This window comes from Citrobacter sp. S55_ASV_140 (assembly GCF_018919505.1).
In the GTDB taxonomy this organism is placed as follows: Bacteria; Pseudomonadota; Gammaproteobacteria; order Enterobacterales; family Enterobacteriaceae; genus Citrobacter; species Citrobacter werkmanii.
Genome location: NZ_JAHLQZ010000034.1, coordinates 1 through 14,752, shown reverse-complemented (window position 1 = coordinate 14,752; position 14,752 = coordinate 1). Strand labels below are relative to the sequence as shown.

18 protein-coding genes are annotated in these 14,752 nt (G+C 52.6%); 8 read left to right on the top strand and 10 right to left on the bottom strand.

Going from position 1 to position 14,752, the window contains the following annotated elements; all coding sequences use genetic code 11:
• Positions 1-8: 8 nt before the first annotated feature.
• The 3 genes from KQJ18_RS08085 to KQJ18_RS08075 all read left to right on the top strand — a co-directional run bounded on the left by KQJ18_RS08085 (position 9) and on the right by KQJ18_RS08075 (position 2,939).
• Entirely contained in the window at positions 9-833 is an 825-nt protein-coding gene (locus KQJ18_RS08085; protein WP_216421804.1) for a PTS system mannose/fructose/sorbose family transporter subunit IID, read from the top strand.
• Between the two features lie 68 nt (positions 834-901).
• Positions 902-2,125, top strand: a complete 1,224-nt coding sequence (gene sorE, locus KQJ18_RS08080) for an L-sorbose 1-phosphate reductase (RefSeq protein ID WP_199952869.1) — start codon at positions 902-904, stop codon at positions 2,123-2,125.
• A gap of 1 nt (position 2,126) precedes the next feature.
• Entirely contained in the window at positions 2,127-2,939 is an 813-nt protein-coding gene (locus KQJ18_RS08075) for a shikimate 5-dehydrogenase (RefSeq protein ID WP_216421802.1), read from the top strand.
• 49 nt (positions 2,940-2,988) lie between these two features.
• Here the strand turns inward: KQJ18_RS08075 and KQJ18_RS08070 are convergent, their stop codons facing one another.
• The gene (locus KQJ18_RS08070; RefSeq protein WP_216421810.1) at positions 2,989-3,345 is read right to left on the bottom strand and encodes a hypothetical protein; all 357 of its coding nucleotides are present in this window, start codon (positions 3,343-3,345) and stop codon (positions 2,989-2,991) included.
• Between the two features lie 141 nt (positions 3,346-3,486).
• Between KQJ18_RS08070 and KQJ18_RS08065 the strand changes: the two genes are divergently transcribed.
• Together KQJ18_RS08065 and KQJ18_RS08060 are read left to right on the top strand one after the other, a co-directional pair.
• A complete protein-coding gene (locus KQJ18_RS08065) occupies positions 3,487-3,648 on the top strand; it encodes a phage protein (RefSeq protein ID WP_003841416.1) in 162 nt (53 codons plus the stop codon).
• A gap of 185 nt (positions 3,649-3,833) precedes the next feature.
• A complete protein-coding gene (locus tag KQJ18_RS08060; RefSeq protein ID WP_216421800.1) occupies positions 3,834-4,424 on the top strand; it encodes a GNAT family protein in 591 nt (196 codons plus the stop codon).
• Positions 4,425-4,487: 63 nt separating this feature from the next.
• Here the strand turns inward: KQJ18_RS08060 and KQJ18_RS08055 are convergent, their stop codons facing one another.
• The 4 genes from KQJ18_RS08055 to KQJ18_RS08040 all read right to left on the bottom strand — a co-directional run bounded on the left by KQJ18_RS08055 (position 4,488) and on the right by KQJ18_RS08040 (position 7,343).
• Positions 4,488-5,147 carry a LysE family translocator gene (locus KQJ18_RS08055; RefSeq protein WP_121529819.1) on the bottom strand — a complete coding sequence of 220 codons (660 nt, stop codon included), beginning with the start codon at positions 5,145-5,147 and terminating at the stop codon, positions 4,488-4,490.
• Between the two features lie 103 nt (positions 5,148-5,250).
• On the bottom strand, positions 5,251-5,676 hold the full coding sequence (arsC, locus tag KQJ18_RS08050; RefSeq protein ID WP_085049574.1) for a glutaredoxin-dependent arsenate reductase: 426 nt from the start codon (positions 5,674-5,676) through the stop codon (positions 5,251-5,253).
• Positions 5,677-5,688: 12 nt separating this feature from the next.
• Positions 5,689-6,978, bottom strand: coding sequence for an arsenic transporter (locus KQJ18_RS08045; protein WP_087856553.1), 1,290 nt, complete (start codon positions 6,976-6,978; stop codon positions 5,689-5,691).
• Positions 6,979-7,022: 44 nt separating this feature from the next.
• Positions 7,023-7,343 carry a transcriptional regulator gene (locus tag KQJ18_RS08040; RefSeq protein ID WP_038636209.1) on the bottom strand — a complete coding sequence of 107 codons (321 nt, stop codon included), beginning with the start codon at positions 7,341-7,343 and terminating at the stop codon, positions 7,023-7,025.
• Between the two features lie 85 nt (positions 7,344-7,428).
• Here KQJ18_RS08040 and arsH point away from each other — a divergent pair, with 85 nt between their 5' ends.
• A complete protein-coding gene (gene arsH, locus KQJ18_RS08035; protein WP_085049572.1) occupies positions 7,429-8,127 on the top strand; it encodes an arsenical resistance protein ArsH in 699 nt (232 codons plus the stop codon).
• Positions 8,128-8,294: 167 nt separating this feature from the next.
• Here the strand turns inward: arsH and KQJ18_RS08030 are convergent, their stop codons facing one another.
• The 3 genes from KQJ18_RS08030 to KQJ18_RS08020 are packed head-to-tail and all read right to left on the bottom strand — an operon-like array spanning position 8,295 to position 9,710.
• A complete protein-coding gene (locus tag KQJ18_RS08030; protein ID WP_121529817.1) occupies positions 8,295-9,005 on the bottom strand; it encodes a winged helix-turn-helix domain-containing protein in 711 nt (236 codons plus the stop codon).
• Complete coding sequence (locus KQJ18_RS08025; RefSeq protein ID WP_121529816.1) at positions 9,005-9,394, bottom strand: amino acid-binding protein; 390 nt, start codon at positions 9,392-9,394, stop codon at positions 9,005-9,007. Before KQJ18_RS08025 ends, KQJ18_RS08030 begins: the two co-directional genes overlap by 1 nt.
• Entirely contained in the window at positions 9,387-9,710 is a 324-nt protein-coding gene (locus tag KQJ18_RS08020; RefSeq protein WP_079899843.1) for an antibiotic biosynthesis monooxygenase, read from the bottom strand. The genes KQJ18_RS08025 and KQJ18_RS08020 overlap by 8 nt, the downstream gene beginning before the upstream one ends.
• A gap of 547 nt (positions 9,711-10,257) precedes the next feature.
• Between KQJ18_RS08020 and KQJ18_RS08015 the strand changes: the two genes are divergently transcribed.
• Both KQJ18_RS08015 and pepE read left to right on the top strand, forming a co-directional pair.
• The gene (locus KQJ18_RS08015) at positions 10,258-10,536 is read left to right on the top strand and encodes an addiction module antidote protein (RefSeq protein WP_085049570.1); all 279 of its coding nucleotides are present in this window, start codon (positions 10,258-10,260) and stop codon (positions 10,534-10,536) included.
• Between the two features lie 109 nt (positions 10,537-10,645).
• Entirely contained in the window at positions 10,646-11,335 is a 690-nt protein-coding gene (gene pepE / locus KQJ18_RS08010; protein ID WP_085049569.1) for a dipeptidase PepE, read from the top strand.
• Between the two features lie 127 nt (positions 11,336-11,462).
• Here pepE and KQJ18_RS08005 read toward each other — a convergent pair whose 3' ends face one another.
• A complete protein-coding gene (locus KQJ18_RS08005) occupies positions 11,463-13,091 on the bottom strand; it encodes a Na/Pi cotransporter family protein (protein ID WP_137347432.1) in 1,629 nt (542 codons plus the stop codon).
• A 213-nt stretch (positions 13,092-13,304) separates the two neighbouring features.
• A partial coding sequence (locus KQJ18_RS08000) for a vitamin B12 dependent-methionine synthase activation domain-containing protein (protein ID WP_216421798.1) occupies positions 13,305-14,752 on the bottom strand: 1,448 nt, incomplete at its 5' end.

The window sequence follows — 14,752 nt, the reverse complement described above, 5'->3', positions numbered from 1 at the left end:
AGCCAGCCATGGAACAGAAAAAACTGACCAAATCCGACCTGTTTAGCATGTTTGTTCGCTCCAACCTGCAACAGGCATCATTCAACTTTGAACGCATTCATGGGTTGGGCTTTTGCTACGACATGATCCCTGCCATCAAGCGGCTGTATCCACTGAAAGAGGACCAGGTTGCAGCACTCAAACGTCACCTGGTGTTCTTCAATACCACACCTGCCGTTTGCGGCCCGGTGATTGGCGTGACCGCCGCGATGGAAGAAGCCCGCGCCAACGGCGCTGAAATTGACGACGGCGCAATCAATGGCATCAAAGTTGGGCTGATGGGTCCGCTGGCCGGCGTCGGCGATCCGCTGGTATGGGGAACGCTGCGCCCGATTACCGCCGCGCTCGGCGCCGCGCTCGCCCTGTCCGGTAACATTCTCGGCCCATTGTTGTTCTTCTTTATTTTCAATGCAGTACGTCTGGCAATGAAGTGGTACGGCTTACAGCTTGGCTTTCGTAAAGGGGTCAATATCGTCAGCGATATGGGCGGCAACCTGCTGCAAAAACTGACCGAAGGCGCATCGATTCTCGGCCTGTTTGTGATGGGAGTGCTGGTCACCAAATGGACCAGCATCAACGTGCCGCTGGTGGTATCGCAAACGCCTGGCGCAGACGGTACCACCGTCACCATGACCGTGCAGAACATTCTCGACCAACTCTGCCCAGGTCTGCTGGCGCTGGGTCTGACGCTTCTGATGGTACGGCTACTCAACAAAAAAATTAATCCAGTATGGCTGATCTTCGCCCTGTTTGCGCTGGGGATTATTGGTAACGCACTGGGCTTCCTGTCCTGATTTTTCCGCCCCGGCGATGCTGGGGCACCTTCAATAAATTGTCCTCGAAAGAGGAAGAGGTGGTAACAATGCAAACAACAACAGCTTTACGCCTTTATGGTAAACGCGATCTGCGCCTGGAAACCTTCGACCTTCCCGAAATGCAGGACGATGAAATTCTGGCTTCGGTCGTGACCGACAGCCTGTGCCTTTCTTCCTGGAAAGAGGCTAACCAGGGCGAGAACCACAAAAAAGTGCCGGACGATGTGGCCACCAACCCGATCATCATCGGCCACGAGTTCTGCGGCGATATTCTCGCCGTAGGGAAAAAATGGCAGCATAAGTTTCAGCCCGGCCAACGCTATGTCATTCAGGCCAACCTGCAACTGCCGGATCGCCCGGACTGTCCCGGCTACTCCTTCCCGTGGGTAGGCGGTGAAGCCACGCACGTCATCATTCCTGATGAAGTCATGGAGCAGGACTGCTTGTTGGCCTACGAAGGTGAAACCTATTTTGAAGGCTCGCTGGTTGAGCCGCTGTCCTGCGTAATTGGCGCATTCAATGCCAACTATCACCTGCAGGAAGGCACTTATAACCATAAGATGGGCATTCGTCCGCAGGGGCGGACGTTAATTCTCGGCGGCACCGGGCCAATGGGACTACTGGCGATCGACTACGCGCTGCATGGTCCGGTTAACCCGGCGCTGCTGGTAGTGACCGACACCAACAACGAAAAATTGAGCTATGCCCGCAAGCACTATCCGTCGGAGCCACAAACGTTAATCCACTACCTTCACGCTCAGGATGCGGCTTATGACTCATTGATGGCATTGAGCGGCGGACATGGGTTTGACGACATCTTTGTATTTGTGCCCAACGAAGAACTGGTCACGCTGGCTTCTTCCCTGCTGGCTGCCGATGGCTGCATGAACTTCTTTGCGGGTCCGCAGGATAAGCAGTTTAGCGCGCCGATTAACTTCTACGACGTGCACTATGCCTTCACCCATTATGTTGGGACATCTGGCGGCAATACCGACGACATGCGCACGGCGGTAAAACTGATCGAAGAGAAGAAAGTTCAGGCGGCAAAAGTGGTGACGCACATTCTGGGATTGAATGCGGCAGGTGAAACAACGCTGGAGCTGCCGCAGGTCGGTGGCGGTAAAAAACTGGTTTACACCGGCAAAGCCTTACCATTAACCGCGCTCACTCAGATTGATGATCCAGCCTTGCGCGATATCCTGAAGCGTCATCAGGGGATTTGGTCGCAGGAAGCCGAACAGTACATATTGTCTCACGCCGAGGAGATTTAACATGATTAACCGCGACACCCAGCTGTGCATGTCGCTTGCCGGTCGGCCCGGTAACTTTGGCACGCGATTTCACAACTATCTGTATGAAAAATTAGGGTTAAATTTTATCTACAAAGCCTTTACTACGCAGGATATTGAGGCCGCAGTGAAAGGCGTTCGCGCACTCGAAATTCGCGGCTGTGCGGTCTCTATGCCGTTTAAAGAGAGCTGCATGCCGTTTCTGGATATCATCGATCCTTCCGCAAAAGTCATTGATTCCGTCAACACTATCGTCAATGACAACGGTACGCTGGCAGGATTTAACACCGACTACATTGCGGTAAAAAGCCTGATTGCCAGCCACCAGCTCAATAGCAGCGCACGCGTCATGATTCGCGGCAGCGGTGGAATGGGTAAAGCGGTTATCGCCGCGTTTCGCGATGCCGGTTTTCACGATGTGATCGTCGCCGCCCGCAATCGTGAGAGCGGCCCGGCGCTGGCAAAACAGTACGGTTTCCAGTGGCAACCGCAGCCGGAAGGGATTACCTGCGATATTCTGGTCAACGTGACGCCCGTCGGTATGGCTGGCGGTAAAGAGAGCGATGAACTGGCCTACAGCGAAGCGATGGTCGCTGCCGCCAGCGTGGTGTTTGATGTTGTCGCCCTGCCGCCGGAAACACCGGTAATCAAACTGGCACAGCAATTAGGTAAAAAGACCATCAGCGGTGCAGAGGTGATTGCCTTACAGGCCGTGGAGCAGTTCGCCATGTACACCGGCGTACGCCCGGATGACGCGCTAATCGCCGAAGCGGCAGAATTTGCTCGGGCGGGGTAAAGTAGCAGGAACAGAGCGCCAGGGATGGGCGCTCTGTTTATTTTAGGTACTATGCAACAGCGAACAATTGCTGGTCAGCTTTCGCTTCCAATTGCGCCAGCGCGGGAATCAACTGGCTGATGTTGACCAGGCTGTGTCCTAACTGGCATATGCTCTCATACGCAAAATGTTCCTGACCTTCACCCGCCATGGTCAGCAGGCTTTCGCCCATAAAATTCAGCGTCTGGTACAACCCTGCCAGCGCCTCTTCACAGCCAAACGATAGCGCCAGATTTTCTTCGGTGGTGAGATGGCTACAATCAAGATGGCGGAATGCCTCGGCGAGTGGAAAATAAAGCAGATCGGCTTGCGGAATGGGAGAAGAAGACGCAAAACAGGTGTTAGTGGTACTATTAGCATCAGCCATAGCATTACCTCGTATAATGTTGTGGTTAGACGCCCTGATCGTGTTCCCGCACTTTCGGGGCGTTGTCATTTTGGGTGTGTGAGAGTAATGTGTCATCACACATACTCACACTACTCTTGTGTAATTAAGGTGTCAACACACATGAACGAAAGAAGAGGCAATCCTCCGTTTCAATTCCGTCTGGATCCGGAACTTCGCAAAGCGATGGAAGAAGCACAACGGCAGGATGGCGATGAATCGTTGGCTGCCTGGATTAAGCGTGTGATTAGAAAAGAGCTGAAACAGAAAGGGATCGAAGTCTAGTGGTCGGCATTATGTATCGTTTTCTGAAGGTCTGTTTAGAGCGGGCAAGCTACCATCATGAGCAGTAAGCAGATAATCACCTCTTGATTAGTCGATTATTAAATGTAAACGGAGCATAGTAAGTCATTCGGTACAGGATTATGCAGTCCAATCCATCGACACAAAATAACTGTAAGGTCACAAATATGACGCCTACATTGCAAGGATCTCTTGTCACGCTCCGTCCTCTGCTTAAGGCAGATGCTCAGCTATTGATTGATGCGGCTGCGGATGGGGAACTCTGGTCCCTGCCATTTACGGTAGTTCCGTCTGCTGACACAGTTGAGTCGTACATTCAGAAAGCCCTGCAGGGGCAAACTGAAGGCACAGTCATGCCGTTTGCTGTAACGCTCTCATCAGACCAACGCGTCATTGGGTCAACACGTTTCTGGAAGATTGATAGAGAAAACCGAAAGCTCGAAATTGGTCATACCTGGTATTCACAAAGCTGGCAAAAAACAGCTGCAAATACCGAGAGTAAACTGTTACTGCTGCGATACGCCTTTGAGCAACTGAACTGTGTTCGCGTTCAGTTTACGACTGATGTATTGAATGAGCGCTCTCAAGCTGCCATTCTCCGTATTGGCGCAGTCCAGGAAAGCATCATCAGAAATGAACGAATTATGCCTGATGGCCGAAAACGTACTTCTATACGGTATAGCATAATTGATGATGAGTGGCCGCAGGTTCGGACTAACCTTGAGCGCCGCCTCTCCAGTTACAGCAATGAGAAATAACTCGAGCTTTTGCGGGCGGAAGGTCTGCTGTGAACGAAGCGGACACTGGGTTTACCGTTTCGGTTAAGCTTCTCTGGCAGATTTCGATACTACACCAGACCCGCTAAACAACATGCGGATACCGAGGCCTATCATGACAACTCCGGTAAACCGTTCCTGCCATTTGATAAAGCCTGGGTGTTTACCCAGCCAGTTTCCAAATGTCCCTGATGCCATCGCGACCGACCCCAGGGAAACGATTCCTGCCAGCTTTTGGATACTACCCAGAACAAGTAATTGCAGCCAGACAGGACCCGCGGTGGGATCGACAAACTGAGGAAGAAAAGCAAACATGAACAACAGGGATTTTGGGTTAGTCAGGCTATTCAGGGCGCCTTCCTTAACGGCATTCCAGTCAGAAATTTTTGCAGTTTTTCGCAGACGTGTATCAGTGCCTGAAGTCGCAATCATTTTTATGCCCAGCCATATCAGATAAGCTGCGCCAGCCCACCTTAGCAGATCTAGCGCCACCGGCCAGGCATGAACAACGGTTACCAGCCCCAGGACAAGAAAAGAAACTTGTACAAAACCAGCTACAAATACATTACCCAGTACCGTAAGCAGTGCAATACGTCTTCCCTGACCGACTCCTCTGGCGATAGTTAGCATCATGTCTGGCCCCGGAGAAATCTCCAGTAGAGTCAGCGCAAGAAGGAAGGTCATAAACGTTTCGATCGAAGGCATCTTGGTTAAATCCGGAAAAATATTTCCGCTACGTTACCTCAGTCCGATTCGAGCAGAAAGCGTAATATACCGCAGCGCCCGCTCCTGGCACGAAGTGGGCAGATTACTTAACCCGCTTCCCCGTTTCGTCAATGACCTTCTCGCCATCCTCTTTGGTAAACGCTCGTTTCTGACCTTCCGGTAGAATATCCAACACTATTTCTGAAGGGCGGCAAAGACGAGTGCCAAGCGGCGTAACGACTACCGGCCGATTAATCAGGATCGGATGTTGAAGCATGAAATCAATCAACTGCTCATCACTAAATTTCTCTTCATCAAGACCCAGGTGTTCATAAGGCTCAACATTCTTACGCAGTAATGCACGCACCGTAATTCCCATTTCTGAAATAAGTTTAATCAGCTCATCACGGGTCGGTGGCGTATCGAGATAATAAATTATCGTCGGTTCGTTGCCGCTGTTACGGATCATCTCCAGCGTGTTACGAGAAGTGCCGCAGGCAGGGTTGTGATAGATGGTAATGTTGCTCATATCTTTATCTCATTACAAAGTGATGGAGAACCGCAACGCCAGCGCGGCCAGAGTGACAAACAGCACGGGCAGAGTCATGATAATGCCAGTGCGGAAGTAATATCCCCATGTAATCGTTATATTTTTCTGGGCAAGCACATGCAGCCAAAGCAAGGTTGCCAAACTGCCAATCGGGGTGATTTTCGGGCCTAAATCGCAGCCAATCACATTGGCATAAATCATAGCCTCTTTGACGACGCCAGTCGCCGTACTCCCGTCAATCGACAGTGCGCCAATCAGCACCGTCGGCATATTGTTCATCACCGATGACAGGAACGCGGTCAGGAAACCGGTGCCGAACGTTGCTGCCCATAACCCCTTTTCTGCCAGCAGGTTCAGCACGTCAGACAGATACTCCGTGAGTCCTGCATTGCGCAGGCCATAGACCACCAGGTACATGCCCAGCGAAAAAATAACAATCTGCCATGGCGCACCGCGCAGGACTTTTCCGGTGTTGATGGCATGACCTCTTTTCGCCACTATAAACAGTACTGCTGCGCCAGTAGCCGCTATCGCACTGACCGGGATCCCCAGAGGCTCCAGCACAAAGAAACCGACAAGAAGCAATAACAGGACAATCCAGCCCACCCTGAACGTTGCCGGATCCTTTATCACACTGGCAGGCGTCTTCAGCAGCGAAACGTCATACGTCTCCGGAATGTCCTTGCGGAAGAAGAGATGCAGCATGACCAGAGTGGCCGCAATCGCGGCTACATCTACGGGGATCATAACGGAGGCATACTGCGTAAAGCCCAGACCGAAAAAGTCCGCCGAGACGATATTCACCAGGTTAGAAACAATGAGCGGCAGGCTGGCCGTATCTGCAATAAATCCTGCGGCCATGACAAAGGCCAGAGTAGTCGCCTGGCTGAATCCCAGTGCGAGCAGCATCGCAATTACAATCGGCGTCAGGATCAGTGCGGCGCCGTCATTGGCAAACAACGCAGCAACAGCGGCCCCAAGCAAGACTATCCAGGTAAACAAAAGGCGGCCACGTCCGTTACCCCAGCGGGAGACGTGCAGTGCGGCCCATTCAAAGAAGCCGGACTCATCGAGCAGCAGGCTGATGATGATGACCGCAATAAATGCCGCTGTCGCGTTCCAGACGATATTCCAGACAACGGGAATATCAGCGATATGGATGACTCCGGTACCCAGCGCCAGCGCAGCTCCGATACTCGCGCTCCAGCCAATACTCAGACCTCTGGGTTGCCAGATCACCAGTACCAGCGTCAGTAAAAATATACTCCCTGCCAAAAACATTTCAAACCCCGTTATATATGATTATGTGAATATGTTTTCCTTCCTCAGCAAGAGGTGCAGGCCGACTTTGCCAACCATTCCCGCACATCTTCCCGAAGGCACTGCCAGGACGTCGTGATTGTCTCAGCGGCCCACGCAGGAATATGAGGTGACAGACGATAGTGAATCCATTTGCCTTCCCGACGATCCAGAACTAGCCCAGACTCGCGAAGGATAGCCATATGACGTGATATTTTGGGCTGTGATTCGGCGGTAGCTGCACAGATATCGCACACGCACAGTTCTCCGGACTCCCGCAGAAGCATGACAATGGCGAGCCGTGTTTCATCCGACAGGATTTTGAAAAGCTGAACAGGTTGTAGCATTTTCCACTCCGTTCCCTTTAGAATATATATATGATAAATCATATATATTAACTTTGAAATCATCTGCTCTCTCTGGAGGAGAAAAATGGAACAATTTCCTGCCCTGAATACGGAATGCTTTGATCAAGACATCGCTGAACGCCTGCATCTGCAGGAGCCACCAAGAATTCTGATCTTGTATGGTTCAGTAAGAGAGCGCTCCTACAGCCGCTTTGCCGCGGAGGAAGTGGGTCGCCTGCTGACGGCGATGGGCGCGGAGGTGAAACTCTTTAACCCCTCCGGTTTACCCCTGCCGGATGATGCGCCGGACACGCATCCCAAAGTCACCGAGCTGCGCGGTCTGGTCAGATGGTGTGACGGGATGGTGTGGAGTTCTCCGGAACGGCACGGTGCTATGAGCGCGGTGATGAAGGCGCAGATTGACTGGATACCCTTAAGTGAAGGCGCGGTTCGTCCTTCGCAGGGCAAAACACTTGCGGTAATGCAGGTCTGCGGCGGTTCACAGTCCTTCAATGCCGTGAACCAGATGCGTATTCTGGGTCGCTGGATGCGGATGTTTACGATCCCCAACCAGTCCTCTGTAGCCAAGGCATGGCAAGAGTTCGACGAAAACGGACGAATGAAACCTTCGTCATGGTATGACCGTATCGTCGATGTCGCCGAGGAGCTGTTTAAAATCACGCTGCTGCTTAAGGGACAAACCGGTTACCTTGCAGATCGTTACAGCGAGCGAAAAGAGAGCCATCAGGAGCTTTCATCCCGTGTCAATCAGGACAAAATATAACGTCCTTACTTATTGAGCTCAAACGTCCGCTCCTGGCACGAAGCGGACGAGCTAACTGAGATGAAGGTCCGCTGTGAGCGAATAGCGGACCTTTTTACGTGAAATGGGTATCTAAAACGAGGACATTCTAAGTTTCTTGATCAAAGCAACCAGTACAGAACTTAAGATCAGGTGATTTTCAGCTCAAAAAGCCGATACATTGCAACTTTGCCTGAATCGGTCACGTTCACCTCACGATATCCCGGAGTACGCGTTATCCATTCTTTTTGAAGGAAAAACGTAAGCAGTGCCGAGCCAGCATTACCGCCAAGGTGAAAACGCCGTTCACTCCAGTCCATACAGGGGCAGCAGGGCTTGCGGCGTGTGTGTGAGTTAAGCAAGACGCCCATTCTTTCAAAATGCATTTTGCCGACTAGTGTCAGTTCAGAACCATCTGCCTCAAGCCATTTTTCCCGCAGCATAAACTCATAAATGCTGACAGCAAGCTCGCCTGCCAGATGGTCATAGCAGGTGCGTGCGTAACGCAGATTTACCGGTGTACTTGAAGTGCGGGACTTTTGAGTAAGCATAGAAACTCCCATCAGGTTTTCCAGCAGTCCCGCGATATGCTGGTCCGCAAGGCTGTAATAACGATGACGCCCCTGCGTCAGGCAAATGACCAGACCGTTGCTGAGAAGCCGGTTCAGATGCCCGCTGGTTGTCGAGGCTGCTATGTCAGCCACTACGCTGAGTTCTGTTGCTGTCCACGCGCGCCCGTCCATCAGGGCGCACAGGATACTGACCCTTGAAGGGTCAGACAAAGCCGAAGCTACCATGGCCATTGATGTTTCAAGAACATCATCCTGCTCATTTTCGAGCTGTGTTTTAAGAAGCTTCATTAAGAAGGTGTGGCCCATTTTTGGGTTACTTCGGCTGCCCGGATATCATCATCTGTAATGAGAATGAGCCGGTTGCTGTGATCGCTGTATTGTACCAGAATATTAATGCCGTTCCGGGCAATTGTTTCAGCTATTTCCCCCAACTCACCCGGTCGTTCCTGAGGTAATTTTCTTACCAGAGGACGACACACGTTGCAGATTTCAAAACCGGCTTCAGTCAGTACCCTGCGGGCTTTTTCACCATCTTCAACCAGAAAGTGTGCATGTCCGGCCACAGGCGTTGTGAATACACCACCGCCTTCAAGTCCCACTCCGTTTTCGCCCAGCACACAGCCCAGTGAACCAAGTGAACCCGGGCTATTTTTGAGAATAACGTGAATGTCATACATGCTGATTTGTTCCCTTATCCGAAGAGTAATCACGGAATACGCTGGCTATCCGTATTCTGTAGAATGAAAAAATCGACTGCCTGCCTTCTTTCTGCGCGGCCTGATGCATCACATTTTGCTTCCAGCCGGCTACAGACTCCTCATCTTCCCACCAGGACAGAGAAAGGATCTTTCCGGGCGTAGTCAGGCTCTGATAACGCTCAATCGAAATAAACCCGGGCGTGTGGGATAAAAGAGGCTTCAGCTCCGAAGCAAGCTGAAGATATCTGTCCTGAGCTTCTGGCAGAGCATCTGCCTCAAAAAGTACTGCAATCATGGTCCACTCCATCGATGACTTTCGGACAGTTTAGTGATGACAAAGGCTCGTTGCTTCGGTCGATGCCGAAGTATGCATGTGCATTAGTTAAGCCATCGACACGAGTAATCAATGGTCAGGAAATTCATGAGTGAAAACTCGGGACGGCCTGAAGGATTGGATTTACAGGCAATTTCCGCTGTTGGCACAAAGCTGCCCCTATCCCCTGTTATCGTTTCTCGTATCAACCGCAGCGTCCTGAAAAACTACGTATTATTGCGAGGCGCTTTCCTGTTTCCTCCACCCAACATTTCCCCATACTCCCCATTTTTTTATTCTCTAGTCTCAACTTGTCAATTCAGAATGTAGTTTATAAAATACATGGAACGTACTCATGGAAATTCTTCAGACAATGGTTTTCCAGCGTTGGGAGCAAAACTTACGGGACAGGAGAGCTAAAACGCTCATTGCTACACGCCTTTTTCGTTTGGCTCATGGTTTAGCTGGTGATGTCAAACCTGTTGGAGAATGCTCGCCCGTTCACTGGATTATCAAGAGATCTTCCACCATGAATAAACTTACGCAGTACGATCCCGCAACTGCGCTGGTCGATGATGAAGAAATTGCCGTTTTTATGGCCGATGCCCTCGAAACAGGCGATGCAGCGTACATTGCAAAAGCATTGGGCGTGGTGGCTCGCGCTAAGGGAATGGCGAACATCGCGGCAGAAACGGGATTATCCCGCGAACAACTTTATCGCTCTTTTAGTGAGAAAGGTAACCCAACGCTGAAAACTACGCTTGCAGTGATGAAGGCGCTCGGTATTGAATTGACGCTTAAAAAATAGTCTCAGCATCTGTCTCCTCTTCCAACATCGTGAGCCATATCAGGAAGGCGTTAGATCGATAGTGGTAGCATGACCGCGGTTTGTAATTTTCTGATTACATGGAGAAATGATGGAACTGCTTTTATTGAGTAACTCGACGCTGCCGGGCAAAGGCTGGATGGAACATGCGCTGCCGCTGATCGCAGAGCAACTGAACGGTCGCCGCACGGCGGTGTTTATTCCATTTGCCGGCGTGACGCAAACCTGGGATGAGTACACGGCGAAAACGGCAGCCATCTTTGCGCCAATGGGCGTTAACGTTACTGGCATTCATACCGTTACCGATCCGATTGCAGCCATTGAAAACGCCGAACTGGTGATTGTCGGTGGGGGTAACACCTTCCAGTTGCTGAAAGAGAGCCGCGAGCGCGGACTGCTGGCGCCGATTGTCGATGTCGTCAAACGCGGCGCGCTGTACATCGGCTGGAGCGCGGGTTCCAACCTTGCCTGCCAGACCATCCGCACCACCAACGACATGCCGATTGTCGATCCAAAAGGCTTTGATGCCCTGGGTCTTTTCCCGCTGCAGATTAACCCGCACTTCACCAACGCGCTGCCGGAAGGCCATAAAGGCGAAACGCGTGAACAGCGTATTCGCGAGCTGTTAGTTGTGGCGCCGGAACTGACGGTGATTGGTCTGCCAGAAGGGAACTGGATCAAGGTGAGCAACGGTCAATCCGTGCTTGGCGGTCCGAACACCACCTATATCTTTAAAGCGGGTGAAGAAGCGGTTGCCGTTGAGGCGGGTCACTGCTTTTAGTTAGTTTGTTGTCTGATGCCGGATGGTAGCTTCGCCTTATCCGGCATCAAGGTAGACGACAACATTGACGGTTATCCGTAGGCCCGGTAAGCATCAGCGCCACCGGGCAACCTTTCATCTGTCCTCGTTAGTACTCACGCTCGTCGTCTTCATCCGGCTGTTCCAGCACACTGTAAGCCACAGAGCAAAACAGTGAGTTCAGACGCTGCATATCGCCCAGCAGCGCCAGGTGCAGGGAACTGGTTTCAATACTCTGCACGTTCTGCTGATGCAGACGATCCACATGCGCATGCGAGTAACGACGGTTAAGGATGCGGAAACGGTGCTTGCTGCGGCGCAGACGACGGGCGCTGGCCACGTCGCCAGAGAAGAATACCGACATCGCCAGTTGCAGATTACTGAGCAGTTGATCGTACAGTGCATCAAGTTCTTTCAGCCCTTCGACAGAGAATGCCCGACGCGCTGCCAGCGACTTGTCGGCAATCTCGCTGCCCATACGCTCAACAATATCCGACGCCTGTTCAAGGTTGAGCGACATTTCGATAATCTCAGCCCAACGGCGCGACTCTTCTTCTGCCAGTTCATCCTTTGGCATCCTCGCCAGATAGAGCTTAATCGCCGTGTACAGCACGTTGATATCGTCTGCCATCCTGCGCAACTCTTTCTCTTCACGCGGTTCGCCGTGCATCACCTTCTTTAGCCCATCCATCATCTGCTCCATCGCATCGCCAATACGCAGAGCTTCACGGGCGGCATTGGCCAGAGCCAGGGTTGGGGTATCCAGTGCGCTGATGTCCAGATGCTTAGGCTTCAGGTGGGCGTCCAGTTCCGGCTCATCACGGATAATACGCTTGCAAAAACGCGCCATCGGTTCGGCGAAAGGCACCATCGCTATGCAACGTACCAGGTTGTAGAAAACATGGAAATAAATGACCAGCTCAGATTTCGGCAGCGGCAGCTCATCCATCAGATTCGCCAACGGATGAACAAACGGCAGGATAATCAGACTCCCCACCAGCTTAAACAACAAGCTGCCAAGCGCCACGCGACGGGCAGCAGCGTTAGCCGCGCTATTGTTGAGCATCGCCAGCAGGCCAGAGCCAAGGTTGGCGCCAATCACCAGGCACAACGCGACAGGAAACGAGATAATGCTGGCAGCGGTCAGGGTTGCCGTCAGCAAAACCGCCGCCAGGCTGGAGTAACTGATCACCGCGAACATAGCGCCAATCAGCGCATCCAGCATAATATCGCCGGTCAGCGAGGCGAAAATAACCTGTACGCCGTTAGCCTGGGTTATCGGCGTAACCGCCTGCACAATCAGCTCCAGCGCCAGTAAAATCAACCCCAGCCCGATGCCAACCCGCCCCAGTTGCCCCACGCGGGACTGCTTACGTCCGAGAAAAAAGATCACGCCGATGAAAATCAGCAGTGGCGATAGCCATGAGAGATCGAAGGTCAGGATACGCGCCATCAGCGCGGTCCCCACGTCGGCACCCAGCACAATGACTAGCGCCGGGGTAAGCGCCACGAGGTCCTGGGCGACAAACGAGGTCACCAGCATGGTGGTGGCGTTGCTGCTTTGCACCAGCGCGGTCACGCCGATACCTGCACAAAAGGCGAGCGGCTTCTTTTCAACGCTACGGCTGAGTACGGTACGCAAACGGGCGCCAAAGACGCGCATCACGCCGGTACGCACAATATGTGTGCCCCAAACCAGCATAGAGACAGCAGAAAGCAGGTGTAACAGAGTTAGCACGGAATCAGGTTCTCCTTATCGTTATATGTTCCTGAGGTTCATCGCAATGACATACCGCCTGACGGCGCTACGCTTATCAGGCCTACAAAAATGAGCCATCCGGCAAGCAGTGCCGATGAACGTTCTTTCAGTATAAGGGTTTAAACGTAAGAAAGAGACAGGGCACTCATTGAGTGCCCTGTTTGTTGTAAAGAAAGATGACAGTTTTGTGAATCAATCGGCGTCGTAGCCCAGATTAGGCGCTAACCAACGTTCAACTTCTGCCACACTCATGCCTTTACGGAAGGCATAATCTTCAACCTGATCGCGCTGAATTTGCGCCACGGCGTAATACTTACTGTCAGGATGACTGAAATACCAGCCGGAAACCGAGGCGCCAGGCCACATGGCGAAGGATTCGGTGAGCTTCATCCCGGTATGTGCTTCGACGTCCAGCAGCTCCCAGATGGTGGCCTTTTCGGTATGTTCCGGGCACGCCGGGTAGCCCGGCGCCGGGCGAATGCCCTGGTAGTTTTCGCGGATCAGCTCTTCGTTACTGAGGTTCTCATTCGCCGCATAGCCCCAGTAGACTTTACGCACGCGCTCATGCAGATATTCCGCGAATGCTTCCGCCAGACGGTCAGCGATGGCTTTCACCATAATCTTGTTGTAGTCGTCATGCTGCGCTTCGAAGGCGTCCGCCAGCGCATCCTCCTCCAGACCGCCGGTCACCGCGAAAGCACCGATGTAATCCGCTTTGCCGCTCAGTTTCGGCGCGACAAAGTCAGACAGGCAGTAGTTGGCGAAGCCGACTTTTTCCGTCTGCTGGCGCAGGTGATGACTCACGCTGATAACGTGCGTACGCGTCTCGTCACGGTAAATCTCGATGTCGTCACCCACGCGGTTAGCCGGGAACAACCCCACCACGCCGCGCGGGTTCAGGGTCTTCTCAGCGCTGAGTTTATCCAGCATGTCGTTGGCGTCTTTGAACAGGCGCTTCGCCTCTTCGCCCACCACTTCATCTTCGAGGATGCGCGGATACTTCCCGGCCAGCGACCAGGTCATAAAGAACGGCGTCCAGTCGATGTAATTGCGCAGCGTTTCGATGCTGGCCTCGACTTCCTGCACGCCTAACCGATGCGCGACCGGCGGCGTGTAACTTTCCCAGTCGAAGGCCAGATCGTTATCACGTGCAGCCTGTAACGTTACCGGCGGCGTGCGAGGTTTCTTACGCGCATGCTGGATGCGCACGGTTTCATACTCTTTACGCGTACGGGCAACAAATTCATCGCGCTGGGTGTCGGAGAGCAGCGCGGCAACAACCCCCACGGTACGCGAGGCGTTCTGCACGTAAACCGTCGGGCCGCTGTAATTCTGCTCAATTTTCACCGCGGTGTGCGCTTTTGAGGTGGTCGCGCCGCCAATCAGCAGTGGGATGGTGAAGCCCTGACGCTCCATCTCTTTCGCCACGTTGACCATTTCGTCCAGCGACGGGGTGATAAGCCCGGAAAGGCCAATCAGATCGGCATTCACTTCACGCGCCGTTCTGAGGATTTTCTCCGCGGGCACCATCACGCCAAGATCGACGATTTCGTAGTTGTTACATTGCAGCACCACGCCAACGATGTTCTTGCCAATGTCGTGCACATCACCCTTCACGGTGGCGATGACCATCTTGCCGT